This window comes from Microbacterium sp. AG157 (assembly GCF_003385695.1).
Taxonomy (GTDB): domain Bacteria; phylum Actinomycetota; class Actinomycetes; order Actinomycetales; family Microbacteriaceae; genus Microbacterium; species Microbacterium testaceum.
The window spans coordinates 166,566-191,109 of record NZ_QRDK01000001.1 but is presented as its reverse complement, the minus strand read 5'-3'; the positions used below and the strand labels follow the sequence as shown (position 1 = coordinate 191,109).

The 24,544-nt window shown below is 69.4% G+C and carries 23 protein-coding genes and 1 tRNA gene; 20 read left to right on the top strand and 4 right to left on the bottom strand.

What is annotated here, in order from left to right:
- Positions 1-7: 7 nt before the first annotated feature.
- The 15 genes from argH to DEU35_RS00915 all read left to right on the top strand — a co-directional run bounded on the left by argH (position 8) and on the right by DEU35_RS00915 (position 13,993).
- The gene (gene argH / locus DEU35_RS00985) at positions 8-1,438 is read left to right on the top strand and encodes an argininosuccinate lyase (RefSeq protein ID WP_103210496.1); all 1,431 of its coding nucleotides are present in this window, start codon (positions 8-10) and stop codon (positions 1,436-1,438) included.
- A 51-nt stretch (positions 1,439-1,489) separates the two neighbouring features.
- Positions 1,490-2,137: a SatD family protein gene (locus DEU35_RS00980; RefSeq protein ID WP_116238370.1), complete on the top strand. Its 648-nt coding sequence runs from the start codon at positions 1,490-1,492 to the stop codon at positions 2,135-2,137.
- A complete protein-coding gene (locus DEU35_RS00975) occupies positions 2,134-2,847 on the top strand; it encodes a hypothetical protein (protein ID WP_103210502.1) in 714 nt (237 codons plus the stop codon). Before DEU35_RS00980 ends, DEU35_RS00975 begins: the two co-directional genes overlap by 4 nt.
- A 67-nt stretch (positions 2,848-2,914) precedes the next feature.
- Positions 2,915-3,790, top strand: coding sequence for a DUF2510 domain-containing protein (locus DEU35_RS00970; RefSeq protein WP_116238369.1), 876 nt, complete (start codon positions 2,915-2,917; stop codon positions 3,788-3,790).
- A gap of 54 nt (positions 3,791-3,844) precedes the next feature.
- Positions 3,845-5,158 carry a tyrosine--tRNA ligase gene (gene tyrS, locus DEU35_RS00965; protein ID WP_103210507.1) on the top strand — a complete coding sequence of 438 codons (1,314 nt, stop codon included), beginning with the start codon at positions 3,845-3,847 and terminating at the stop codon, positions 5,156-5,158.
- A 1-nt stretch (position 5,159) separates the two neighbouring features.
- Positions 5,160-5,960, top strand: a complete 801-nt coding sequence (locus DEU35_RS00960) for a DUF4184 family protein (RefSeq protein ID WP_116238368.1) — start codon at positions 5,160-5,162, stop codon at positions 5,958-5,960.
- A 153-nt stretch (positions 5,961-6,113) separates the two neighbouring features.
- Positions 6,114-7,016, top strand: a complete 903-nt coding sequence (locus DEU35_RS00955) for a ParA family protein (protein ID WP_056227506.1) — start codon at positions 6,114-6,116, stop codon at positions 7,014-7,016.
- Positions 7,000-7,863 (top strand): ScpA family protein, encoded by an 864-nt coding sequence (locus DEU35_RS00950; protein ID WP_116238367.1) that lies wholly within the window; start codon positions 7,000-7,002, stop codon positions 7,861-7,863. Before DEU35_RS00955 ends, DEU35_RS00950 begins: the two co-directional genes overlap by 17 nt.
- Positions 7,853-8,473: an SMC-Scp complex subunit ScpB gene (gene scpB / locus DEU35_RS00945; RefSeq protein ID WP_396652077.1), complete on the top strand. Its 621-nt coding sequence runs from the start codon at positions 7,853-7,855 to the stop codon at positions 8,471-8,473. Before DEU35_RS00950 ends, scpB begins: the two co-directional genes overlap by 11 nt.
- Entirely contained in the window at positions 8,470-9,276 is an 807-nt protein-coding gene (locus tag DEU35_RS00940; protein ID WP_116238366.1) for a pseudouridine synthase, read from the top strand. The genes scpB and DEU35_RS00940 overlap by 4 nt, the downstream gene beginning before the upstream one ends.
- Positions 9,277-9,328: 52 nt before the next feature.
- Positions 9,329-10,462, top strand: coding sequence for a prephenate dehydrogenase (locus DEU35_RS00935; protein ID WP_116238365.1), 1,134 nt, complete (start codon positions 9,329-9,331; stop codon positions 10,460-10,462).
- Positions 10,455-11,198 carry a (d)CMP kinase gene (gene cmk, locus DEU35_RS00930; RefSeq protein WP_246077949.1) on the top strand — a complete coding sequence of 248 codons (744 nt, stop codon included), beginning with the start codon at positions 10,455-10,457 and terminating at the stop codon, positions 11,196-11,198. The genes DEU35_RS00935 and cmk overlap by 8 nt, the downstream gene beginning before the upstream one ends.
- Entirely contained in the window at positions 11,188-12,711 is a 1,524-nt protein-coding gene (der, locus tag DEU35_RS00925) for a ribosome biogenesis GTPase Der (RefSeq protein ID WP_056227518.1), read from the top strand. The genes cmk and der overlap by 11 nt, the downstream gene beginning before the upstream one ends.
- A 294-nt stretch (positions 12,712-13,005) precedes the next feature.
- Positions 13,006-13,443 (top strand): DUF805 domain-containing protein, encoded by a 438-nt coding sequence (locus DEU35_RS00920; protein WP_116238364.1) that lies wholly within the window; start codon positions 13,006-13,008, stop codon positions 13,441-13,443.
- 103 nt (positions 13,444-13,546) lie between these two features.
- On the top strand, positions 13,547-13,993 hold the full coding sequence (locus DEU35_RS00915) for a DUF805 domain-containing protein (RefSeq protein WP_103210522.1): 447 nt from the start codon (positions 13,547-13,549) through the stop codon (positions 13,991-13,993).
- 161 nt (positions 13,994-14,154) lie between these two features.
- On the opposite strand, the gene DEU35_RS00910 is transcribed toward DEU35_RS00915, so the two are convergent.
- Positions 14,155-14,568: a GNAT family N-acetyltransferase gene (locus DEU35_RS00910; protein WP_116238363.1), complete on the bottom strand. Its 414-nt coding sequence runs from the start codon at positions 14,566-14,568 to the stop codon at positions 14,155-14,157.
- 164 nt (positions 14,569-14,732) lie between these two features.
- Here DEU35_RS00910 and DEU35_RS00905 point away from each other — a divergent pair, with 164 nt between their 5' ends.
- The gene (locus tag DEU35_RS00905) at positions 14,733-15,635 is read left to right on the top strand and encodes an NUDIX domain-containing protein (RefSeq protein WP_116238362.1); all 903 of its coding nucleotides are present in this window, start codon (positions 14,733-14,735) and stop codon (positions 15,633-15,635) included.
- 124 nt (positions 15,636-15,759) lie between these two features.
- Here the strand turns inward: DEU35_RS00905 and DEU35_RS00900 are convergent, their stop codons facing one another.
- Positions 15,760-16,143 carry an RNA-binding S4 domain-containing protein gene (locus DEU35_RS00900; protein ID WP_116238361.1) on the bottom strand — a complete coding sequence of 128 codons (384 nt, stop codon included), beginning with the start codon at positions 16,141-16,143 and terminating at the stop codon, positions 15,760-15,762.
- 42 nt (positions 16,144-16,185) lie between these two features.
- Positions 16,186-16,764, bottom strand: coding sequence for a GNAT family N-acetyltransferase (locus DEU35_RS00895; RefSeq protein WP_116238360.1), 579 nt, complete (start codon positions 16,762-16,764; stop codon positions 16,186-16,188).
- 123 nt (positions 16,765-16,887) lie between these two features.
- Here DEU35_RS00895 and DEU35_RS00890 point away from each other — a divergent pair.
- Together DEU35_RS00890 and DEU35_RS00885 are read left to right on the top strand one after the other, a co-directional pair.
- Positions 16,888-16,964 (top strand) — tRNA-Pro (locus DEU35_RS00890).
- A 456-nt stretch (positions 16,965-17,420) separates the two neighbouring features.
- The gene (locus DEU35_RS00885; protein WP_147301813.1) at positions 17,421-17,741 is read left to right on the top strand and encodes an RNA polymerase sigma factor; all 321 of its coding nucleotides are present in this window, start codon (positions 17,421-17,423) and stop codon (positions 17,739-17,741) included.
- A gap of 407 nt (positions 17,742-18,148) precedes the next feature.
- On the opposite strand, the gene DEU35_RS00875 is transcribed toward DEU35_RS00885, so the two are convergent.
- Positions 18,149-20,857: a hypothetical protein gene (locus DEU35_RS00875; RefSeq protein ID WP_258873297.1), complete on the bottom strand. Its 2,709-nt coding sequence runs from the start codon at positions 20,855-20,857 to the stop codon at positions 18,149-18,151.
- Between the two features lie 136 nt (positions 20,858-20,993).
- Between DEU35_RS00875 and DEU35_RS00870 the strand changes: the two genes are divergently transcribed.
- Positions 20,994-23,180: a glycoside hydrolase family 36 protein gene (locus DEU35_RS00870; RefSeq protein ID WP_258873296.1), complete on the top strand. Its 2,187-nt coding sequence runs from the start codon at positions 20,994-20,996 to the stop codon at positions 23,178-23,180.
- Positions 23,177-24,496: an ABC transporter substrate-binding protein gene (locus DEU35_RS00865; protein ID WP_116238357.1), complete on the top strand. Its 1,320-nt coding sequence runs from the start codon at positions 23,177-23,179 to the stop codon at positions 24,494-24,496. Before DEU35_RS00870 ends, DEU35_RS00865 begins: the two co-directional genes overlap by 4 nt.
- The last annotated feature ends 48 nt before the right edge of the window (positions 24,497-24,544 follow it).

The following is a 24,544-nucleotide window of genomic DNA, read 5'->3' as shown; positions in this document are numbered from 1 at the left end:
TGGGGGCATGAGCAGCGAGACCGGTCAGTCGACGAACGAGGGCGCCCTGTGGGGAGCCCGTTTCTCGGGCGGACCGTCTCCCGAACTGGCGGCGTTGAGCCGCTCGACCCACTTCGACTGGGACCTCGCCCTCTACGACATCCAGGGTTCGCACGCCCACGCCGCCGCCCTCGAAGCGGCGGGGTACCTCTCCGCCGACGAGGCGCAGTCCATGCACGACGGCCTCGACGAGCTCGCGGCGCGTGTGCAGGACGGCTCGCTCGTCGCCGCCCCCGGTGACGAAGACGTGCACGGCGCCCTGGAGCGCGTGCTGATCGAGACGGTGGGCCCGGCCCTCGGCGGAAAGCTTCGCGCCGGGCGCAGTCGCAACGACCAGATCGCCACACTCGTGCGGCTGTATCTGCTCGACCACTCGCGCACCCTCACGCGCGAGCTTCTCCGGCTGATCGACGCTCTCGTCGCGCAGGCCCAGGCGCACGAGAGCGCGATCATGCCCGGCCGCACCCACCTGCAGCACGCGCAGCCGGTGCTCCTGGCCCACCATCTGCAGGCCTACGGCTGGGCGTTCGTGCGCGGCCTCGAGCGCCTGCGCGACTGGTCTGCCCGCGCCTCGGTCTCGCCCTACGGCGGCGGCGCGCTCGCCGGGGCGACCCTCGGCCTCGACCCGCAACTGGTCGCCGACCGCCTCGGTCTCGCCCGCCCGGCCGAGAACTCCCTCGACGGCACCGCCTCGCGCGACGTGGTCGCCGAGTTCGCCTTCATCACCGCGATGATCGGCGTCGATCTCTCGCGTCTGGCCGAAGACGTGATCCTCTGGAACACCCGCGAGTTCGGCTTCGTCACGCTCGACGACTCGTACTCGACCGGCTCGAGCATCATGCCGCAGAAGAAGAACCCCGACATCGCCGAGCTCGCGCGGGGAAAGGCCGGTCGCTTGATCGGCAACCTGGCGGGTCTGATGGCGACGCTCAAGGGGCTGCCCCTGGCGTACAACCGCGACCTGCAGGAAGACAAAGAGCCGGTCTTCGACTCGGTGCGCACGCTCGAGCTCGTGCTGCCCGCGTTCTCGGGCATGATCGCGACCCTCCGTTTCCACACCGATCGCATGGCCGAGCTCGCTCCGCAGGGGTTCTCGCTCGCGACCGACGTCGCCGAGTGGCTGGTGCGCCAGGGCGTGGCCTTCCGCGACGCCCACGAGATCTCCGGCGCCCTCGTGCGCGCGTGCGAGGAGCGCGAGATCGGGCTTGAAGACGCCGACGACGCCCTGCTCGCCTCCGTTTCGGCAGAGCTCACCCCGCGGGTACGCGAGGTGCTGACGATCGAGGGGTCGGTGTCGAGCCGTACGGGTGTCGGAGGCACTGCTCCGGAGCGCGTCCGCGAGCAGCGCGAAGAGCTGGTCGCTCGAGCGCAGGCGGCATCCCGATCCCTTATCGGCTGAATATCAGTTATTCGCTTATCAAAAAGAGATCATAAGCGTTAGGCTTATCGCATGACCGTCGCCGTGATCGCCGACATCGTCGCCTCCCGGCGGCTGGACGATCGCGCCGGGGCGCAACGGTCCCTCGTCGACGCCGTGCGCGCCGTCGAGCGCGATCTGCCCGTCGCCGCGGCGCCCCTCGCGTCCGTGGTGGGCGACGAACTGCAGGGCGAGTACGACGATCTCTCCGCTGCCCTCGCCTCTTTGCTGCTGCTGCGCCTCGCCCTGCCCGACGAGGTCGACTGCCGTTTCGGAGTGGGCGTCGGAGAGGTGCGGCCGATCGAGCTCGCCGATCGAACCGTTCCCGAGGGCCCGGCCTGGTGGGCCGCACGCGAAGCCATCGGCCACATCGAACGACTGCAGCAGCGCGCCGCGCCGCTCGCGCGCACCTGGATCGTTCTGGCCGAGGGGCACGATCCCACCATGACCGAGACCGTCGCGCTCGCCCGCGCCTACGTCCTGAGTCGCGACCAGCTCGTGTCGGCGATGAGCGAGAGGTCGCGTCGACTGACCTACGGGCGCTGCGTCGGCCGTTCCCAGCGAGAGCTCGCCGACGCCGAGGGGATCAGTCAGTCTGCGGTCTCGCAGGCTCTCGCCGCCGCTGGCGCTGCCGTCCTCGTCGAGGGCTTCGAAGCCCTCACCGCGACGGTGCGCTCATGATCGCGGCCGGTCTCCTTCTGCTCGCGGTCGGGGCGGTCGATCTCATTCGCCAGATGATACGGAGGCGGCGCTGGCTGGCCATGGCGGTGGCATCGGTCGTGCTCGTCCTGATCTCGGCGGGGTTGGATGCCGTGATCGCGGGGCTTCTCGCCGTCGCCGTCGCCGCCATCTGGACGTGGGTCGTGCCCGAAGACGGTCCTGCTCGCGCGGGCCTGTGGCCGGTCGCCCTGCTCGCACTGGCCGCGGCGGCGTGCGTGGTCATCGCGCCGGGGCGCGAGAGGCCGGGGTTGCTCGGCGAGACGTGGGCCGCGTACCGGCCGGGGGCGACGGTGTCGATCGACGTCGCCGTCCTGGTCATCGGCTGCCTGGTGTTTCTGCTGGAGTCCGGCAACGCGGTGGTGCGTATCGCCCTGCGCTCCGAGATGGGCGGGCGCGTGGCCGACCCCGAGGGCGACGCGAGACCGACCCTCAAGGGCGGTCGTCTGATCGGGCCGCTCGAGCGCATTCTGGTCTTCGTGCTGACGCTGGCGGGCGCATACACGCTGCTCGCCGCTGTGCTCGCGGCGAAAGGGATCGTGCGTTTCCCCGAGATCTCGCGGGACCGCGACGACGGCGACCGCGCAGAGTATTTCCTCATCGGCAGTCTCGTGAGCTGGGTCACCTCGCTGGCGGTCGCGTTCCTCGTGTGGTGGGGCGTGCACGCGCGCTGACGCGTTTCGTGACCGACGCAGGGAGGGACCGGTACGGTCGAGGGACACTCCAGGGGGAGATGACGTCATGAACGCTGCACCGGGTTGGTACGAGGCGGAGACGCCGGGGCGCGTCCGCTGGTGGGATGGAACGCAATGGACGGCGCACGAAGCGCCGGCCGGGCCGTTCGCGACACCGCAGCCTGCGGCGCCCCCGCCGGCAGGTCCGCAGCCGGGTTGGTATCCCACCAAGCCAGGGGAACTGCGCTGGTGGGACGGCCGCATCTGGACGGGCTCGCGCGTGCGCGAGGGCAGAGCGGGAATCGACTGGGCCACCCTCGAGCAGCCCGTCTTCGGGTGGGTCGCGGGCGGGATGTTCCTGTTCGCGGCCCTGTGCTTCGTGCTGTCGGGCGTTCTCGCGCGAAACCCGACCGTTCTGCCCCTGTTCCTGCTCGCGCTGTCGGCACTGTGGTTCGCGATGGCCGCGCAGAGCACGCGTGTCCGGCGTCTCCCGATGCCGGCCGGAGCCCCGGCCGCACCCGACCACCTGCGCCCGTTGCCCGGCGAGGTCGACGGACCCGGCGCCGGGTGGTACCCGATCACCCACGCCGCCCATCGGTGGTGGACGGGTGAGCGGTGGGCGGCGTACCTCTCCTCGCGTTTCGGCGTGCGCCCCACCTTCCACGGCGAGCAGTCGCTTCGGACACTCCGTGTCGTGATGATCGTGTTCGCCGCGCTGACAGGCCTGGCGATCCTCACTGGCATCGCGCTCGTCGTGATCGCCGTCGGCCCCGTGCAGCTCGCGATCGGATGGTTGATGATCGTGTGCGCGTCCGTGTTCGGCGCCGTCATCGGCGTCATCTGGGGGGTCTCGCGGTCGCAGACCCGCCTCCTCCTGCTCCCGACGGAACCGCCCGGCCGGGCGGCCCACGGCGCCGGCCAGCCGGCGCAGCGACCGTGGTGAGCGTTCGAGGGGATGGCATCCGGAGTCGGACACCCCCGCTGATACCCTGAACCGGTGTCTGCCTCCACCGATGCGGCGCCCGTGAGCGCCCTCGCCCCCGCCAACGACCCGGCCTTCGACAACGTCTGGGACGAGCTCGTCTGGCGCGGTCTGGTGCACGTCTCGACCGACGAGGGCGAGCTGCGCGAACTGCTCGGCGCAGGCCCCATCACCTTCTACTGCGGCTTCGACCCGACCGCGCCCAGCCTGCACCTGGGAAACCTCGTCCAGCTGCTCACGATGCGTCGCCTGCAGCTGGCCGGCCACCACCCGCTCGGACTGGTCGGCGGGTCGACCGGTCTGGTGGGCGACCCGCGTCCCACGGCCGAGCGCACGCTCAACGCACGCGAGACGGTCGAGGAGTGGGTGGGCCTGCTGCGCGGCCAGGTCGAGCGCTTCCTCAGCTTCGAGGGCGAGAACGCCGCGCGCATCGTCAACAACCTCGACTGGACCGCGCCGCTCAGCGCCATCGACTTCCTGCGCGACATCGGCAAGTACTTCCGCGTCGGCACGATGCTGAAGAAAGACGCGGTCAGCGCGCGCCTCAACTCCGAGGCGGGCATCAGCTACACCGAGTTCAGCTACCAGATCCTGCAGGGACTCGACTACCTCGAGCTGCACCGTCAGTACGGCTGCGTGCTGCAGACCGGCGGCAGCGACCAGTGGGGCAACCTCACGAGCGGCACCGATCTCGTGCGCCGCGCCGAGGGGGTCTCGGTGCACGCCATCGGCACGCCGCTGATCACCAACAGCGACGGCACGAAGTTCGGCAAGAGCGAGGGCAACGCCATCTGGCTGGATGCCGACATGTGCAGCCCCTGGGTCATGTACCAGTTCTGGCTGAACACCGACGATCGCGACGTGATCGAGCGTCTCAAGGTGTTCACGTTCCTCACGCGCACCCAGATCGAGGAGTATGAGGGACTCGTCGCGTCCGAGCCGTTCCGCCGCGCCGCGCAGAAGCGTCTCGCGCGCGAGGTGCTGACGACCGTGCACGGCGTCGAGGCGACCGAGGCCGTGATCGCGGCCACGGAGGCGCTGTTCGGTCAGGGTGATGTGACCGTCCTCGATGCCGCGGTGCTGCGCAGTGCGCTCGAAGAGCTGCCGCACGCGACCGTCGCCGCCGGCACCACCGTCGTCGAGGCGCTCACCGCCACGGGTCTGTGCGCCAGCCTCAGCGAGGCGCGTCGCGCGATCTCGCAGGGCGGCGTCTCGCTCGACGGCGAGAAGGTCACGAGCGACGAAGCGGTCGTCGCGGGAACGCTGCCCGGCGGCGTCTCGGTGCTGCGCCGCGGAAAGAAGACGCTCGCGGGGCTTTTCCTGAGCTGACATGCCGTTCACGCCGAGCCACGCCGTCGTCGCACTGCCCTTCGTGCGCACGCGGCTGGTGCCGGCGGCGATCGCGGTCGGGGCCATGACCCCCGACCTGCCGCTGTTCGTGCGGGGGATGTGGCCCGGCTACGGTCTGACGCACGACTTCGCGTGGCTGCCGGTGACCGTCGCGGTCGCCTTCGTGCTGCTGTTGATCTGGCGGTGCGTGCTGCGTCCGGCGACCCGCGAGCTGCTGCCGCGACCGGTGGCGCAGAGGTTGCCCGTCGAGTGGGATACCGGTGCCCGCGCGGCCTTGCGCGAGAGCGTCGGCGGGGGACTCCCCGGCATCCTGTGGCTCGTCGTCTCGCTCGCGCTGGGCGTCGCGTCGCACATCGCGTGGGACCTGTTCACCCACGAGGGTCGAGTGGGGGAGCAGCTGCTGCCCGCCCTTGCGGGGCAGTGGGGGCCGTTCACGGGGGCCAAGTGGCTGCAACACGCCTCGAGCGCTCTCGGTGTGGTCGTGCTGGGGATCTTCGCCCTCGTGTGGTTGTCGCGGCGGCGGCCCGAGCCCGTGCGGCGCGTGATCCCGGATGCCGCCCGCTGGGCGTGGTGGGTCTCGCTCCCTGTCGCGCTGATCGGCGCCTCGCTCGCGGCCATCGCGGTGCAGGGGCCGTTCGACGCGGACTACACCCCCACGCACCTGATCTACGGCGTCCAGACGAAGGTCGCCGCGGCCTGGGCGGCGCTGACGCTCGCCCTGGCGCTGTTCGTACAGTCGCGGCAGGCGCGGGCAGTGACTCGCGAGACGGCGTCTCGCTGACGAGTCGGTTGCAGGCTGTCACGGTGTTGTCAGCGAGATGCCGTCTCGGCGGTCGGGGGCGGTCCCGGCGCGGTCGGATGCTCGTGCAGGTGTGGCGACCACCCGCGGGTCACACGGGCCGGGCGACGGGCGGCGGCTAGACTCGGGGACGTTATGACGAAGGCGGGAGACTCGGTGTCGGCGAGCACAAAGGGCCAGAAGACGGGCGCAGACGAGGTCATCCTCGGACCCACCGGTCGCCCCTACCAGGGGTTCCCCACCCCGAAGCCGCTCGACAGCCACGGCCCCGCGCGCATCATCGCCCTCTGCAACCAGAAGGGCGGCGTCGGCAAGACGACCACCACCATCAACCTGGCGGCCTCTCTCGCCGGGTACGGCCGTCGCGTGCTCGCGATCGACTTCGACCCGCAGGGTGCGCTGTCGGCGGGACTCGGCATCCAGACGCACGACGTGCCGACCATCTACGACCTGTTGCTCGACACCAAGCGCGACCCGCGCGAGGTCATCGTCTCGACCCGCGTCGAGGGTCTCGACATCCTCCCCGCGAACATCGACCTGTCGGCGGCCGAGGTGCACCTGGTCAACGAGGTCGCGCGCGAGACGATCCTCGCCCGGGTGCTCCGCAAGGTCGCGGCCGACTACGACGTGATCCTCATCGACTGCCAGCCTTCGCTCGGTCTGCTGACCGTCAACGCGTTGACCGCCGCGCACGGAGTACTGATCCCGCTCGAGTGCGAGTTCTTCGCGCTGCGCGGCGTGGCCCTGCTGGTGGAGACGATCGACAAGGTGCGCGACCGCCTCAACCCGGCGATCGAGCTCGACGGCGTCCTCGCCACGATGTACGACCCCCGCACGCTGCACTCGCGCGAGGTGCTCGAGCGCGTGGTCGAGGCGTTCGGAGACGACGTGCTCGAGACGGTCATCGGTCGCACGGTCAAGTTCCCGGATGCCTCGGTCTCGGGCATGCCGATCACGGAGTTCGCGCCCGAGCACGCCGCCGCCCAGGCCTACCTGCGGCTCGCGCGGGAGCTGGTCGCCCGTGGCGCCGTCGCCTGACGACACCCCCGCCGGTGCCGCTCTCGCGGTGCCATCGGCCCCCGAGCTCGGCGAAGGACCCGACGCCCCCGGCTTCCGCGTCACCCTTCCCGACTTCGACGGTCCTTTCGACCTCCTCCTCACCCTCATCTCGCGCGCCGAGCTCGACATCACCGAGGTCGCGCTGAGCCGCGTCACCGACGAGTTCATCGCGTACCTGCGCGCGATGGGCCCGGAGAGCGACCTCGACGAGGCGTCCGAGTTCCTCGTCGTCGCCGCGACCCTTCTCGATATGAAGATCGCCGGCCTCCTCCCGCAGGGAGAGCTGGTCGATGCCGAGTCGGTCGCGCTCCTCGAAGCACGAGACCTGCTGTTCGCCCGCCTGCTGCAGTACCGAGCGTTCAAGGAGGTGTCGGCCTGGTTCGCACGCTGCCTCCAGCGCGAGGACAGACGGCACACGCGCAACGTGCGGCTCGATGAGAAGTACCGCAGCGCGGTTCCCGAGCTGAAGTGGACGTTGAGCGCCGACGACTTCGCCGCGCTGGCGGTCGTCGCCTTCGCGCCCAAGCAGATCCCCACCGTGGGTCTCGACCACCTGCACGCGCCGCTCGTGAGCATCCGCGAGCAGGCCGCGATCGTGGTGACCCTGCTGCGGTCCGCGGGAACCCTGAACTTCCGCGACCTCGTCGCCGGCGTGACCGAGACCGGGGTCGTCGTCGCGCGGTTCCTGTCGATCCTCGAGCTCTACCGCCACGCGGCGCTGTCGTTCGAGCAGCTCGAACCGCTGGGAGAGCTGACGCTCCGCTGGACCGCCGAGAGGTGGTCGGAAGAGAACCTCGCCGCCCTGGGAGCCGATTATGACCGATGACGCCACGCCGCACCGCATGACGGAGGCGGCTCCTCCCGTGCGCCCGAGCGACCCGGCATCCGTCGCTCGTCGCCTCGAGGCGATCCTGCTGGTCCTCGACGAGCCGCAGAGCCTCGTGAGCCTCGCCGCCGCCGTCGGGGCGCCCGTTCCGGCCGTCCGCCAGGCTGTCGAGGCCCTCGTCGCCGACTACGACGGCGAGACAGGTGGACCGGTGCGCGGCTTCGAGCTGCGCGAGGTCGGCGGCGGCTGGCGCCTCTACGTGCGCGAAGAGTACGACGACGTGGTCGGCGAGTTCGTGAACACCCAGGCGCCCTCACGACTCTCCCAGGCGGCGCTCGAGACCCTGGCGGTCATCGCGTACAAGCAGCCCGTCACGCGCGGACAGGTGGCATCCATCCGGGCTGTGAACGTCGACTCGGTGGTCCGCACGCTTCTGTCGCGCGGACTCATCACGGAGGTCTTCACCGACTCCGACACGGGCGCCATCCATTACGGGACGACCGACCAGTTGCTGGTCAACCTCGGCATCAACTCGCTCGACGAGCTGCCGCACATCTCGCCGTTGCTCGACGACGGCTCAGACGGATTCGACGGAGAGGTATTGAAATGAGCGACGCTTCGACAGGCTCGGCGGCCGAGGGCTCGGGCTCCGCGAGCGATGACGGGATCCGCCTGCAGAAGGTGCTGGCGAACAGGGGAGTGGCCTCGCGCCGCGTCGCCGAGCAGATGATCGTCGAGGGACGCGTGCGCGTGAACGGGCTCGTCGTCACCGAGCTCGGCCGTCGCATCCACCCCGAGACCGACCTCGTCGACGTGGACGGCACGGCCATCCAGCTCGATGAGTCCAAGCGCTACGTCATCCTCAACAAGCCCACCGGTGTCGTCAGCTCGATGAGCGACGATCGCGGCCGCCCCGACCTGCGCCAGTACGCGAAGGACTGGGACGAGCGGCTGTACAACGTCGGACGACTGGATGCCGACACGAGCGGCCTTCTCGTCCTCACCAACGACGGCGACCTCGCGCACGTGCTCGCGCACCCGTCGTTCGGAGTGACCAAGGTGTACATCGCGAAGGTCGAGGGGCAGGTGCTTCCCCAGACGATCCAGCGCCTCATCCGAGGTGTCGACCTCGAAGACGGGCGGATCGCAGCCGACAAGGCGCGGTTGCTCGACGCCTCCCGCGGCGAGAGTCTGGTCGAGCTGACCCTGCACTCCGGCAAGAACCGGATCGTCCGCCGCATGATGGCGGAGGTCGGTCACCCGGTCGTCGAGCTGGTCCGGCGTCAGTTCGGGCCGCTTCACCTGGGAACTCTCCCGGTGGGCAAGGCCCGCGAGTTGACTACAGTAGAACGCGGTGCCCTGCTCACGCTGTCCCGCCAGGACGACAGTACTCCGGCCGATCCGGCGGAGTGAGCCTCTCGGGCGCTTCGCGGTGCCAGCGGCGCCGCCCAGGGTAGGAGACCCGATGAGCCAAGTCAACGGAACGTCCGCGCGCGCGGCCGGGCCCTTGGCGACCCGTACGAGCGGCACCGTCCGCGTCGTCGGCTCGGGCCTGCTCGGGGCCAGCGTCGGTCACGCGCTCACCGCGCTCGGCGTCGACGTCGTGCTCGTCGACGCGTCTCCCTCACAGCTGCGCCTCGCGATCGACTACGGCGCCGGCCGCGCCGAGCGTCTCGACGACCGTCCCTCGCTGATCGTGGTGGCCGTGCCGCCCGACGTCACGGCCGACGTCGTGCAGCGCGAGCTGGAGAGATTCCCGGATGCCGTCGTCACCGACGTCGCGAGCGTGAAGCTCGAGCCGCTGCGCACCCTGCGGGAACGCGGCGTCGACCTCACGCACTACATCGGCTCGCACCCCATGGCCGGTCGTGAGCGTGGGGGAGCCATCTCGGCCCGCGCCGACATCTTCGTCGGACGCCCGTGGGTGGTGTGCCGCGACGGCGAGACCTCTGCGCACGATCTCTCGCTCGTCGAGGGGCTCGCCCTCGATCTCGGCGCGACCCTCATCGAGATGACGCCCGAAGAGCACGACGAGTCGGTCGCACTCATGTCGCACGTACCGCAGCTCGTGGCGAGTCTTCTCGCCGGGCGCTTCGTCGAGGCCCCCGACGGGTCGCTACGGCTCGCGGGCCAGGGCGTGCGCGATACGACGCGCATCGCGGCATCCGCCCCCGAACTGTGGGTGCAGATCCTCGGGGCGAACGCGGCACCCGTCGTCGCGGTGCTCGATCAGCTCGCCGCCGACCTCGCCGACGTCGCCGAGGCGCTGCGCGACCCCGAGGTGCCCGGCGCGCGGCGCGCGGTGGCCGACACCATCCGCCGCGGCAACGAGGGTGTGGAGCGTCTGCCCGGCAAGCACGGCCAGAACCGCCGTTTCGATACGTTCGTCGTCATGGTCGACGACACCTCCGGCCAGCTGGGGCGCCTGTTCGGCGAGCTCGGCGATCTCGACGTCAACGTCGAAGACCTACGCCTCGAGCACTCGCCCGGAGCCCCGTTCGGCTTGGCCGAGATCAGCGTCGTCCCCGACGCGGTCCGCCGCGCCGTCGACGGCCTCCAGCAGCGCGGTTGGCGGATTGCGAGCACCACCCATGACTGAGCCCACCCCCGCCCTCTTCCGGCCCGGCCTGGCCGCGCCCGCCGAGGGCTCGGCATCCGCCCCCGTCGTCGTCGCGATCGACGGCCCCGCCGGAAGCGGCAAGTCGAGCGTGTCGAAGGCCGCCGCCGCCCGCCTCGGGTACGGCTTCCTCGACACCGGCGCCGCCTACCGCGCCCTCGCGTGGCACGCCCTCGCTCACGAGGCCGACACCTCCGACGCGACGGCGGTGCTCGAGGTCTTCGGCGACTTCGAGTACGCCATCTCGCTCGACCCGGCCGACCGCTGGGTGCGCGTCGGTGGCACCGACGTCACCGCCGCGATCCGCGAACCCCGGGTGACCGATGCCGTGAGCGGAGTGGCCCGCGTCGCTCCCGTGCGCCACGCGGTGAACGAGCTGTTCCGCCGGCTCGTGGCATCCGCGGTTCTTCCGGGCGTCGTGGTCGAAGGCCGCGACATCACCACGGTCGTGTTCCCCGACGCGCCCGTGCGCATCCTCTTGACCGCGGCCCCCGAGGTGCGCGCCGCGCGCCGCAGTGCGGAGTTGACGGATCAGGATGCCGCCAAGGTCGCCGCAGCCCTCCACCAGCGCGACGCCGCCGATTCCACGGTCGTCGACTTCCTCACCGCCGCCCCCGGCGTGCAGGTCGTCGATTCGACCCACCTCGATTTCGAACAGACCGTCGACGCCGTGCTGAGCGTCGTCGACAACACGATGGGAGCCCGCGATGGGCGTTGAAGACGAGTACGAAGGCGGGCCCGACCAGCTCGCCGAGAAGATGGAGCAGCTCGACGAGGTGCTCGCCGAACAGCGGGCCGAAGCGCTGCGCGCGGGCCTCGAGGACTTCGACCTCGACGAGGAGGACGCGGCTCTTCTCGCGGGTCTCGCCTCGGGTGAGGGAGCGATCGAGTTCCTGCCGGCGCTGCCGGTGGTCGCGATCGTCGGCCGGCCGAACGTGGGCAAGTCCGCGCTGGTGAACCGCATCCTCGGCCGCCGCGAGGCCGTCGTCGAAGACACCCCCGGCGTCACGCGCGACCGCGTCACCTACAAGGCGGAGTGGCTCGACCGCCGCTTCTCGCTGGTCGACACCGGCGGCTGGGAGCCCGACGCGAAGGGCATCGACCGCTCGGTCGCCGCGCAGGCCGAGGTCGCGATCGATCTCGCCGACATCGTGCTGTTCGTGGTGGATGCCACAGTGGGGGCGACCTCGACCGACGAGCACGTCGTGAAGCTGCTGCGCAAGAGCGGCAAGCCGGTGTTCCTCATCGCGAACAAGGTCGACGACGCCCGCCATGAGCCCGAAGCAGCCGCTCTGTGGAACCTCGGCCTCGGTGAGCCGCACCCTGTCTCGGCCATCCACGGCCGCGGTGTGGCCGACCTGCTCGACGAGATCATGAAGGTGCTGCCCGACGTGTCGGCGGTCGCCAAGTACGAGATCGGCGGACCGCGACGCGTCGCGATCCTCGGTCGCCCCAACGTCGGCAAGTCGTCGCTGCTCAACAAGGCCGCCGGCGAAGAGCGCGTGGTCGTGAACGAGCTCGCCGGGACGACCCGCGACCCGGTGGACGAGGTCGTCGAGCTGGGCGGCAAGCTCTGGACGCTGGTCGACACCGCCGGCATCCGTCGCCGGGTGCACCTGTCGCAGGGCGCCGATTTCTACGCGTCGCTGCGCACCTCGACGGCGCTGGAGAAGTCGGAGGTCGCGGTCGTGGTGATCGACGTCTCGCAGCCCATCAGCGTGCAGGACCTGAACATCATCGACCTCGTGCTCGAGTCGGGCCGCGCGCTGGTCCTGGCGTTCAACAAGTGGGACCGCCTGAACGACGACGACATGGAGAACCAGGATCGTCGCCGCTACCTGGAGCGCGAGATCGAGCAGGACCTGGCGCACGTCGCGTGGGCTCCGCGCGTGAACATCTCGGCTCGCACCGGTCGTCACCTCGACAAGCTCGTGCCCGCTCTCGAGCAGGCGCTCGAGTCGTGGGACACCCGCATCCCGACCGGCAAGTTCAACGCGTTCCTGTCGGAGCTCGTCGCCGAGCACCCGCACCCGCTGCGCGGAGGAAAGCAGCCGCGCATCCTGTTCGGCACGCAGGCGGCCACGCGTCCGCCGACCTTCGTGCTGTTCACGACCGGGTTCCTCGACCCGGGCTACCGCCGGTTCATCCAGCGGCGCCTGCGCGAGATCTACGGCTTCGAGGGCACGCCGATCGTGCTCAACATGCGCATCCGCGAGAAGCGCCAGCGCTGAGTCGCGCAGCGAGCGCCCCGGTCCCCGTGTGGGGGTCGGGGCGCTTTCGCGCGCTGGACATGCGCCTCGCGCGCACGGCGGTGGGGCGGCGGCGTGTGCGCGCGGCGTCTGCGGGCCCGTCGGTCGCAGGCTGACGCGGGTGTGTCAGCGAGATGTCGTCTCGCGCGCGGTGGGTGCCGTCAGGCACGGACGGGCACGAGCGCAAGCGGGGTCGGGCCGGACCGGGCGGTCGATAGAGTGCTCTCGCGACGGCGACGCCGTGGCATCCACCCTCTGTCGACGCCGGGAGACCCCATGACCGCCGCCGTCCCGCCGCTCGACCAGCCCTACTACGGCGCGCCGCTGGGCGCTGCGGTGCGCCGCATCTTCGCGAAGTACGCCACCTTCCGTGGGCGCGCGAGCCGCAGCGAATACTGGTGGTGGGTGGTGACCGCCGCCGTCGTGGGCACGGTGCTGAATGCGCTGCCCACGCTGACCGATGGCATCCGCATCGAAGCCGACGGCTCGACGACCATCACCGGACCGCTCGGGGTGATCCTCGGGGCGATCTGGCTCGTGTGGGCTCTCGTCACCATCGTCCCGACGTTCGCCGTGCTCGTGCGGCGCCTGCACGACACCGATCGGAGCGGGTTCTGGGTGCTGATCGGGGTGGTGCCGCTCATCGGCGTCCTCGTTCTCTTCGTCTTCACGCTCCAGGGGCCGCGGCCGGAGGGCGCGCGCTTCGACGAGTGAATGTCGACGCATTACACGACGAGAGCTGCGGAATCGGTACAGTTCATGCGCACCGACATTCATGCCGGTGCGCATTACTCGCCAATGTGTCAGGGGGACACTCATGTCGTACTCGCAGAACACCGTCGCGCTGGATCAGCCGTACTACGGCGCGCCGCTGGGGGCAGCCGTCCAGCGCTTCTTCAAGAAGTACGCCACTTTCACCGGTCGGGCCAGCCGGAGCGAATTCTGGTGGTGGGTCCTGGTCAATGTCGTGGTCGTCGGCGTGCTGAACATCCTCTCTGCCGTCACGGGCGGCGCCGGTGGCGTCGATGAGTACGGAATGCCCACCGGCCCCTCGGGCCTCGGCGTGGTGTTCCTCGTCCTCACGGCCCTCTGGAGCCTCGCCGTGCTCGTCCCGGGCATCGCGTTGACGGTGCGTCGTCTGCACGACACGAACAAGAGCGGCTTCTGGATCTTCATCGCCCTCGTGCCCGTGATCGGGCCGATCGTCCTGCTCGTGTTCGAGCTGCTCCCGTCCGACCCGGCGGGCGTGCGATTCGACGCGTGATCCGCCGACGAGCGCCCCGGCCCGATGGGGCGGGGCGCTCGTCGTCCCGGATGCCGTGACTCCGTCGCTCCACTCGCGCTCGGGCCTCAGCGGTGGGGGATGACGGACGGTGACCGACGTGTCAGCGGGATGCGGTGGCGTCGGCCGGGGCATCCGGTGTCTCAGAGCGGCGCCGCGGGGCGGACGAGAGCCGTCTGATCGGGCTCGGCGAAACCGAACCGACGGTAGAGGCCGTGCGCGTCGCTCGTGAAGAGGGTCCAGCGGAAGTGAGGACCCGGACCCTCGTCGATCATCAGCGAGACCAGGCCCTTGCCGAGGCCGTGGCCGCGGTGCGCGGCGACGACGAAGACGTCGGCCAGGTAGGCGAATCCGACGCCGTCGGAGATCGCCCGCGCGAAGCCCACCAACGCGCCCGTCTCTCGGTGGTACGCGGCGACGACACGCCAGGCGCTGTCGAGCTGGGCTTCGACGTCGGCGCGGGTGCGCCAGCGACCCCAGTACGCCTCGGTGCTCAGCCATTGCCAGACCGCGTCGCGGTCGATCCGGTCGGGGTCGTCGTCGAATTCGTACTCCATGGGACGATCATGGCAACTCGAGGCGGTTCCGACTTCCCCGCGGTCGAGGAGCGGCGGTCATATTGCGATTCTCGGCGCGAACTGTGCGGCGGCGCGGGTGATCTCATGGCGTCTCGTGACGCTGGACGGGGACCGTCGGTCGTGTGTGTGCCAGGCTGGAGCCGATGACGATCGAGCCCCCTGCCCCCGGCGAGCCGCGGCGTCCGCACGGACCCCGCGACCCCGGCGACGCCTGGGTCGTCGCGCCCACGGGCGAGAAGTACTGGGGGCGTTTCGGTGCCGCGGGGCTGCTCGCCCTCGACCCCGAGCGCGGCGTTCTGCTGCAGCACCGGGTGTCGTGGAGCCACTTCGGCAATACCTGGGCACTGCCGGGAGGCGCGCGGCACGAGGGCGAGTCCGCTCGCGATGGCGCGCTGCGCGAATCGGGCGAGGAGGCGGGAGTCCCGGCGGATGCCGTCAGCGCGCGCTTCGAGAGCGTTCTCGACCTCGGCATCTGGTCGTACTCCACTCTCGTCGCGGACGTGACGACCCCGTTCGCGCCGGTGATCAGCGACCCCGAGAGCGTGGCGTTGACCTGGGTGACTGTCGACGACGTCGACTCCCTCCCGTTGCATCCCGGATTCGCGGCGTCATGGCCCGCTCTGCGTGACGCGTTGACCGTACGGCCCGCGATTGTCGTCGACGTGGCGAACGTCATGGGCTCGGTACCCGACGGGTGGTGGAAAGACCGTGCCGGCGCCGCGACCCGGCTGCTCACCCGGGTCTCGACGCTTGCGGAACGGGGGGTGGATGCCGACCTCCTCGGCCTGTCCGCTACACGATGGTTCCCGTCGGTGACGGCGGTGCTGGAAGGTCAGGCGCGGGCGGCGGAGCCCGCGGTCCCTGCGATCGACGTGCGTCGCGCCGAGGGCGAGGGCGACGACGAGATCGTCGCCGCGGTGCGCGAGCTGGCGGGGACGTTCCGGCCCATCGTGGTCGTGACCAGTGATCGCGGGCTTGCGGCGCGCGTCGAGGAACTCGGCGCGACGGTGCACGGAGCGCGGTGGTTGCTGGAGCAGCTGGGCTGACAGGGCGCCTCGGCACCTGCGGGTCGCTCGCGCGTCGATGGGTCGTCTGCGGTCCGCGCGGGGTCCGTCGGCGAGAAACATCCTCAGCGGGGGTGCGCAGATCGCCGAGGGTGTGACCCGCTGGTCAGTCGAGTTCGCGGCCGCGGAGCTTCTCGATGTCGCGGCGGTCGCGCTTGGTGGGGCGTCCGGCGCCGCGGTCTCGGACCGGCACGAACGGCACGCTCTCTTTCGAGGGCGGCGGGGGAGTGCGGTCGTCCACCGACTCCGCGACGAGTGCCGCGCCGACGCGCTTCGCGATCGTCTTCTTCACCACGAGAATGCGGTCGAAGCCCTGGATGCGCACACGCAACTCATCGCCGGGGCGCACGGGTTGGGCGGCCTTGGCCCGCTCACCGTTGACCCGGACGTGCCCCGCGCGGCACGCGGTGGTCGCCGCGGACCGGGTCTTGTAGACGCGCACCGCCCAGAGCCACGCGTCGACGCGGGCGGTGGTCGTGTCATCCGTCATGTCGGGTCTTTCGTCGGTGAACCTCCATCGTAGGTCGGGCGGTCAGTCGTGGAGAGTCAGCGCGACGAGCGCGCGGTCGGGTTTGGGGCGATCGACGACGTCGAAACCCGCCTGCTCGAACATCGACACCGTGCCGCGATAGAGCTGGTTGGCCGAGCGTTTCGTGACGGTGGGATCGAGGGGATACGCCTCGACGACACGAGCACCGGCCGTGCGGGCGGTGGAGACCGCGGCATCCAGGAGCTTCTTCATCAAGCCGGTGCCACGGTGCGCCGTGCGGACCACGAAGCACGAGACCGACCAGACGTCGTCGGCGTCGAGGGGCTCCTCTGTCGCGGTCGTGACGTCGCGGGTGCGGAGGAGGCGGGCCTGGTCGACGCGGGGGCCGACACGCACCCAGCCCGCGGGTTCGCCGTCGACGTAGGCGATGAGCCCCGGAGAGTGATCACCGTGCATCTCGGCGTGAAAGCGCGTGGTGAGGTCGTCGCGCGAGCTCCGCTGGAACTCCGCGTTCGTGAGCAGCCACCACTGGCACTGGCACCCGGGACCGTCTCCGCTGTCGAGCGCCGTCTCGGCGTCGTCGAAGCGGTCGCCGGTGGCGGGGAGGATCTCGATCGTCATGCCCGAGACCGTAGCGAGGGGCTCCGACATCGACAAGGGAGTGCGCACACGCCCGGGGTGGCCGTTGGTTCGCGGGGGAGTCGGCGAGGGGCTAATATAGGGGAGTTGCCCGTTCGCGGGTAACGGGATGTGGCGCAGCTTGGTAGCGCACTTGACTGGGGGTCAAGGGGTCGCAGGTTCAAATCCTGTCATCCCGACCAATTGATAGTTACTCAAACCATTGGACAAGTTGTCCTTCTGGTTGGTCGACGAGGAAGAGCCTTCCGCGGATACGCGGGAGGCTCTTTCGTTTGTGCTGGAGTTTGCTTGCCAGTTGTGTAGCGCTTAGTTGACGTCGGTCCTGATCGGACGAATCGACACGGTCGTTGGATTCTTGCAGCGGCGGAAGGACGGCCGGAAGTTCAGCGTGCAAAGCTCCTACCGAACGTTCCACTTCAACTGACCGTTGGCTCCGGTGGACTCAGGCCCCCGAGCCGGTTTGCTCGGCGGACGACGGGTCACGGCTTAGACGAGTTGTGAATTGGCGAATGCCGTTTCGTCGACGTACCAACGCGCCGCTAACTCCCCGGCGGTCTGTCCCGACTACTTTGTGAAGCGACGACCATCGGCGCTGATGGAGGGTGACGAGATGAGTGCACGAGGCGAAGGGCCGGTCCGTGGCTGATCCCTCCTACGACTGGGCGGCTCTGTATCAGAAGCATCGCGACGCGATGTGCGGGGTCGCCTACGAAGTGCTGCGCGGGAGTAGGCGTTGGGATCTGGCCGCCGATGCGGTCCAGGAGGCGATGGTGTCGCTCATGAAGGCGCCTCCGACGGAGCCTCCACGTAGTTGGGAAGCGTTGCTGGTGGCCACGTCGAAGCGACGGGCGCTCGACATCGTGCGATCCGCCGCGGTCGTGCGGGGTGTGGAGTACACCGAAGAGTGCGTGCCCGGAGTGGCGGCGCCAGATGAAGACCGTCAACGGCGCGACCGGTAAGTATCTCCGCACCGATCGGGACGACACGACCCGCAACAACCTGGACGACCTCCCGGACCTGTGACGGTAGCGCCGAACAGGTGAAGGACCGCCCCGTCTATACAGGTGCGGTCCTTCACCTGTTTGACGGCCGAACGGCAACGTTACGCGGTCTTTGCCTTCGTCGGCTCACGCAGCACGACACCAGCCCTCAGGATGGCTGTGTTGCCTCCGCGTTTACGTGCAAGTACCCGGCACCCTCGCGACCGCCAGAAGCCTCTAGACCGTCTGGCGCGGCCCCCACCGCAACTGCTGCCGACCGCCCCATGCGCACGCCGGTCTTCGCACCTTCGCCTCACAGCCCCTCCAGCGCAAAGCGCGGCTCTCGCATCTTCGTAGATGCGAGAGCCGCGCTCATGGGGGCGACGTCAGCTGATCTTTACTGTCGTCGGCTGCCCAAGACGTGCCGGGGCGATGACGACGTAATCGATGTCGGGGGCCCACGGTCCGTCGTTGCCGAGGATGATGGCCCCGTTTGTCGACGTCAGCGTGACCGGAATTGTGCGCTCCCAGAAGCTGTTCCACGCATATGTGTAGCGGAAGTAGCCTTCGCCGACCCGGCCCTTTCCGGCCTCCGTCACCTGGAGCCGACGGTCCACCACCTGCGGGTTGTAGTCGTGGCGACCTGACACCTCGGCGTTGGCATACTTCACCACGATGTTGAAGTCGCCTGCGGTGTTGAACCCATCGCTGCGCGCAATACTCAACGTGTTGCCGGTGCCGTTGCCGAGGTTTCCGACGAACTGGCCGCCTGACACGTTTGTGCCCGACGCCGCGTCGTACGTCCCGATCCGGGCACCGCCCGCCCGCGTACCCGACTCAGCTTCGACCTTGATCGCCGCCGAATCCGCGGAGGCCACGCGGGTCGTGGTCACCGCCGTCAGAGCGATACCCGCCTGCGAGCGCACCTCGATCTCGTTGATGCCCTCCGACATGTGCAGCCGCGCCGTGGTCGACCACGTTCCGGCCGCGTTCGCCGTGCCCGTCGCCGCGCGCCGGCCGTTGAGATCGACCGCGACATCAGACGCGCCCGTCGTGCGATAGTCGACCTTGACGTCGTAGTAGCCCGACTGGAAGGCCGTGGCGTACACGTCGGCGCGTCCGTCCGCACCGACGCGCGCCGCGCCGCGGCTACCCGACACGTCGTAAGCGAGAGCGGCCGAGCCGGCCAGGCGGATCGTGGATGCCGGGTAGACCGTCGCCTCACCGTCGGTGACATCAGTGAGCACGAACTTGTCGAGTGTGATGTCGGAGTTCGGCAAGACGCTTGACCCGTCGGCGCTCGCCCGCAGTGACAGCGTGTGCGTACCCTTCGTCAGCGCGATCTGCACCTCGGCGCTGCCGCGGTACTTCCACCGGCTGTTGTCGTTCAGCGCAAGGTCGGCGGTGTACTGCACGGTGGTGCGGTTAACCCCATCGACGAAGAGCGCGTGACGGCCCGGGGTCCCCGGCGTGGCGCCAATCACCTGGAAGCGGTATGTGCCGTCACGCGGGACGGTCACGCTCCAGTCCGCCTTCGCGGATGCGTTGTTGAACGAGCCCACGTCACGGCCGTGCGAGGCCAGGAACATCCACCCGCCGTTGCCGGTCGGAGACTGGTCGTAGACGCGCGCGCCCGTGATCGCGGTGTTCTCGGCCTCGATCGAGGTCGACCACACCTGCGCGGTCGACGGCACGGCATCTCGTTGCGGCGTCACGACCACCTGGTATCCGGCGTACCGGTCGTAGTTGGGCACACTGACCTGCAAGGAGCCGTTGCTCACGGCCACTCCCGAGAGTCTGGCGACCACGCGCGGCGTCGCTGCGAGGCCCTCGGCGCCGGAGAGCGGCGCCTCCCGGACCTCGACGTCTACACGCGAACCAAAGGTGGACGAGCTCAGTCCGTTGAGTGCCAGCGACACGGTGTCGGCGCCGGAGCCGCCGTAGAGAACGGTCGCCTTCTTATCCGTCGTGTCGATCGCACCGATGCCCTGCAGGGTGTCGGCGACGTTCAGCTGGGGAGGAGTGACCTTCACGGTCTTGCTACCGGCGAGATCTCCGTACCACTTGAACATCCACCAGCCGGCGTTGGCCCCGTTGGGGCGGGCGGAGTTGTCGGAGAAATTGCCCGCGTAGTTCCAGTAGGCGGTCTGCGCGTCGACCTTGGTGTCTTCGAACATCGAGAACCACTGGATCAGCTGCCCCGGTACGCCCATGTCGCGCAGGAGGCCGTACTCGGTGATGTTGATCTGGCGCGGGCTGATGCCGCGCTCGGCTTCGAGCTTGCGGTACTCGTTGTAGTGCGAGCGGTAGGTGGCCAGGTTGTCGATGCCGAGTTCGTGCCAGATCATGAATTCGGGCAAGGTATTGGTCTGCTTGGCATAGTCCAGCCAGACGGCGGTCCGGTCGGCGCGCCACGCGGCATCGCCCGGGCCACCGATAACGGGCGTCAGCCCGTGGCGAGCGTAAACCTGACGGATCTTGTCGACGGCCGCTTTCCAGTCGGGCAAAAACTGCTGATTGAAGAAGTCCCAGTTGGCGTACCAGTTGCCGGCGTCGGGCTCGTTGAAGGGGATGAAGACGTACTTGTCGGGGTACGCCGATTTTGTTGCGACGGCCTCAGTGACGAACTCCACCACTTCGAGGTAATCCCAGATGCCGTTGGGCTGGTTCGTGTAGGTGCCATCGGCCTGGTTGTAGGTGCGATCGTCGCCGGGGCGGTTCCCGCCGTTGTACGCCCAGTCGGGGTAGTAGTCCTGCACGTAGATGTCGAGCTGGGTACCGTTCTTCGAGAAGAATCCCTTCTCGATCTTCAAGGCATCGCCACTGGGGTGCTGCGTCCCGTAGGGCGCCTTCTGTGAGGTGTTGGTGATGTGGGCGCCGTTGATCAGCGCCTGTGTGGGGGCTCCGTCGTCACCCAGGCCGTACAGGGTGCCGGACGCGCCGCCGCGGAAGTCGCCGGTCGTGGCGGCGAAGTCAACGGACAGATTATCGGTCGTTGCAGCCGTCGCCGGGGGCGCGGCGGCCGCGAGTGTGCCGAGTGCGAGGGCTCCGGCTGCACCCGCTGCAATCCATCGGGGGTGTCTCATCGGGGTCATGTCTCCATCGATCAGAGGGCGCGGCGTTGCGCCCGGGAGCAATGTAACCGGAGTTTGATAGCGATTTCAAGATAGAGTTGATAACGCTTTCACAATGGGCTAGCGTCCTCGACAGTTCGACACGACGGAGAGACGAATGACGACGATGCAGCCCGTGACCACCGGCGCGGCTCCCACCTCCACCCTGGACTGGGGCAACGACCTGGTGACGTTGACGTTCGGGTGGGATGCCGAGAAACCCGTCGCGTGCACCGCCGTCGAAGTCTCCGGGCACACGAGGACCGTGCACCGCGTGCCGTTCGTCGAGGTGCTCACCGCCGACGCCGGCCACCGCCCCGCGTCGGGACGCCTCGCCCACACCGAGCACGGAGCCCGCATGCGCTACGTGGCGCACGACGAGAGCGTCGAGAACGGCCTGCACACCCTGGCGATCCTGCAGCGCTCGGGCGATCTCGAGGCGCGCATCGAGCTGACCGCCCACGCCGGCGTGGCGGCCGTGACAAGCCGGGTCGTCGTCGGAAACGTCGGCGAGGGGCGCATCGTCCTACGCGCCGTGGCATCCTGGGTCAGCGGGTTCACCGACCAGGGCAGTGAGGGCGACGCGCTCTCTGAGTGGGAGCGCCTCACAGGCGTCAGCGACTGGCTCGGCGAAGGACGCTGGTCCCGCACGCCCCTGCGCGGCCCCGACTTCGTCCCCCTCGCCGAGCACTTGACCGGACACAACCCCCGCGGCAGCCTCGCGGCCGTCTCCACGGGCACATGGTCCACCGCGCACGAGCTTCCCACCGGCATCCTCGAGTCCCGCGCGGCGCACCTCGCACTGGCGTGGCAGATCGAGCACAACGGCGCTTGGCGATGGGAGATCGGCGAAGACACCGCCGGCGGCTACCTCGCCCTCTCGGGCCCGACCGACGCCGACGCAGGGTGGTCGCACGTTCTCGCTCCCGCCGACCGTTTCGAGAGCGTCCCCGCCACAGTGGCCTTCGGCTCCGCGGCTCCCGCCGCCGCCGACGCGCTGACCGATCACCGACGTGCCAGTCGGCGCCCACACCCCGACAACGCGGCGATGCCCGTCATCTTCAACGACTACATGAACACACTCGACGGCGACCCGACCACCGAGAAGCTGCTTCCGCTCATCACAGCCGCAGCCGAGGTCGGCGCCGAGGTGTTCTGCATCGACGCCGGCTGGTACGACGACTCGGGCCACTGGTGGGACACGGTGGGTGAGTGGCTGCCCTCCACCACGCGCTTCCCCGGGGGTCTCGGCGAGGTGATCGACGCCATCCACGCCGCGGGCATGGTGTCAGGGCTCTGGCTCGAACCGGAGGTCGTCGGCATCCGGAGCCCGCTCGCCGAGCGTCTCCCCGCAGAGGCTTTCCTGCAGCGCAACGGCGAGCGTGTCGTGGAGCACGACCGGTTCCACCTCGACCTCCGCCACCCCGCGGCCCGCGCGCACCTCGACGCGGTCGTCGATCGGCTGATCGCAGACTTCGGCGTCGGCTTCTTCAAGATGGACTACAACATCAACCCTGGCCCCGGCACCGACCACGACGCCGACAGCGTGGGCGACGGACTGCTCAAGCACAACCGCGCCGTCCTCGACTGGCTCGACGGGGTACTGGACCGGCATCCCGCGCTGATCATCGAAAACTGCAGCTCGGGCGCGATGCGCATGGACTACGCGATGCTGTCGCGCCTGGCGATGCAGTCGACCTCCGACCAGCAAGACTTCCGCAAGTACCCCGCGATCGCGGTGAGCTCACCCCTGTCGATCCTTCCCGAGCAGGCCGCGAGCTGGGCATATCCGCAGCCGGAGATGGATGCCGAGGAGTCGGCGTTCTGCCTCGTCACGGGTCTGCTCGGACGCTTCTACGTCTCGGGGCATCTGAACCGCATGGATGCCGCGCAACGCGAGCGCGTCGCGACCGCCATCACCGTCGCGAAGGACCTGCGCATCGAGATAGCTGCGTCCCACCCGCACTGGCCCCTCGGCTTGCCGCGCTGGGACGACCCGTGGCTCGCCCTCGGGCTGCGCGGAGCGGACGACGACCTCGTCTCCCTTTGGCGCCGCGGCGGCACCGCGGACGTCACGCTGAGCTTCCCTCACCTCGTCGGCGCATCCGTCGAGGTGACCCCGGTCTTCCCCCTGGACCTCCCCTCTTGGCACACCGACTGGGATGCCACGACGGGAACCCTCCACGTGCACGGCGTCGACACCCGACTCGCCGCGCGCACCCTGCGTCTGACGACACGGCCCGCCGCGTCGATACCGACGCCAGCACCAGGTCACACTGATCACACCGAAGGAGCAATTCAATGAAGAAGCGGTTCATCGCCGCCGCGGCGCTCACCACCGTCGCGGCCATCGCCCTCGCCGGCTGCTCGGACCCCGGCGCTGGAGGAGGCGCCGCGGCCGGGCCCGCCGACTGGCCCGCGCAGGACACCAAGCTCGACGGCACCACGCTGACGATCTGGGCCGCGCAGAACTCGAACAAGATCCCGGACAGTGTCGTCAAGGGATTCGAGGCGGCCACCGGCGCCACCGTCGACGTCGTGACTATTCCCGACCCGTACGAGCAAAGCGTGCAGACCAAGGTCGCCACGGGAGACAAGCCCGATCTGGCGTTCTGGCAGCCCACCGCGTCGCAGCTGACGGCTCTGAATGCGTCGACCAACCTGCAGCCGCTCGATGGTGCGCCCTTCATCGACAAGTACACGCCGGAGCTGAAGGACATCACCGGCATCCTCGACGACACCCGCTACGCAGCGCTCATCACAACGCCGGCCGTGGAAGGCGTGTACTACAACAAGGAGGTGTTCGCGAAGGCGGGCATCACCCAGACGCCCGGCAACTGGGACGAGTTCCTCGCCGACGCACGCCAGCTGAAGGCCGCGGGCGTCACGCCGTTCTTCGACTTCGGCGGCGGCACGCCGTGGGCCACGCAGTGGTGGGTGCAGGTGCAGCTCGCCGACGCCGCCAAGGAAGGCCTGTGGGAGCGCGTGAACGAGAACAAGGAGAAGTTCACAGACCCGACGATCCAGGGCGCCATCGACACCTACCAGGGTCTGATCCAGGAGGGGCTGTTCAACAGCAACCTCAAGACCGCCACGTTCGAGGACCAGGGCCCGGCCCTGCTGTCGGGCGAGGCCGCCATGGCCGTCCAGGTGAACTCGTTCTTCGGCCAGCTGCAGTCGCTCGCCGACACGTCGGAGCTCAACCAGAAGATCGGCTTCTTCCCCATCTCCCCCACCGGCAACGTCGGCACCTTCATCCCCGACCAGGCGAACGCTCTCGTGGCCTTCAAGACGGGGGATGCCAAGCGCGAGGCCGCTGCGCGTCAGCTTCTGTCGTACTGGCTCGGTGACGGGTACCCGGACTTCGTCACCACTCAGAAGACGGTGTCGCTGCAGGCAGAGGTCGCGTCCTCGTCGGAGGTCCCGCAGGCGCTGCTCGACGTGAGCAAGTCTCTGGGCGGCTCCGTCGGCTCGATGCAGGCGCTCGCGGTCGCGAATCCCGACCTGTACCTCAATCTCGGCGACATGATCCAGGGCACCAAGACGCCCGTTCAGGTAGCCGAAGCCACCCAGGCGCAGTTCGCTGAACTCGCCAAGGCCATCGGAACACCCGGCTTCTGACCCACCCGGGGCGCCGGAACCCGATCCGGCGCCCCCTTCCCCGGGAGG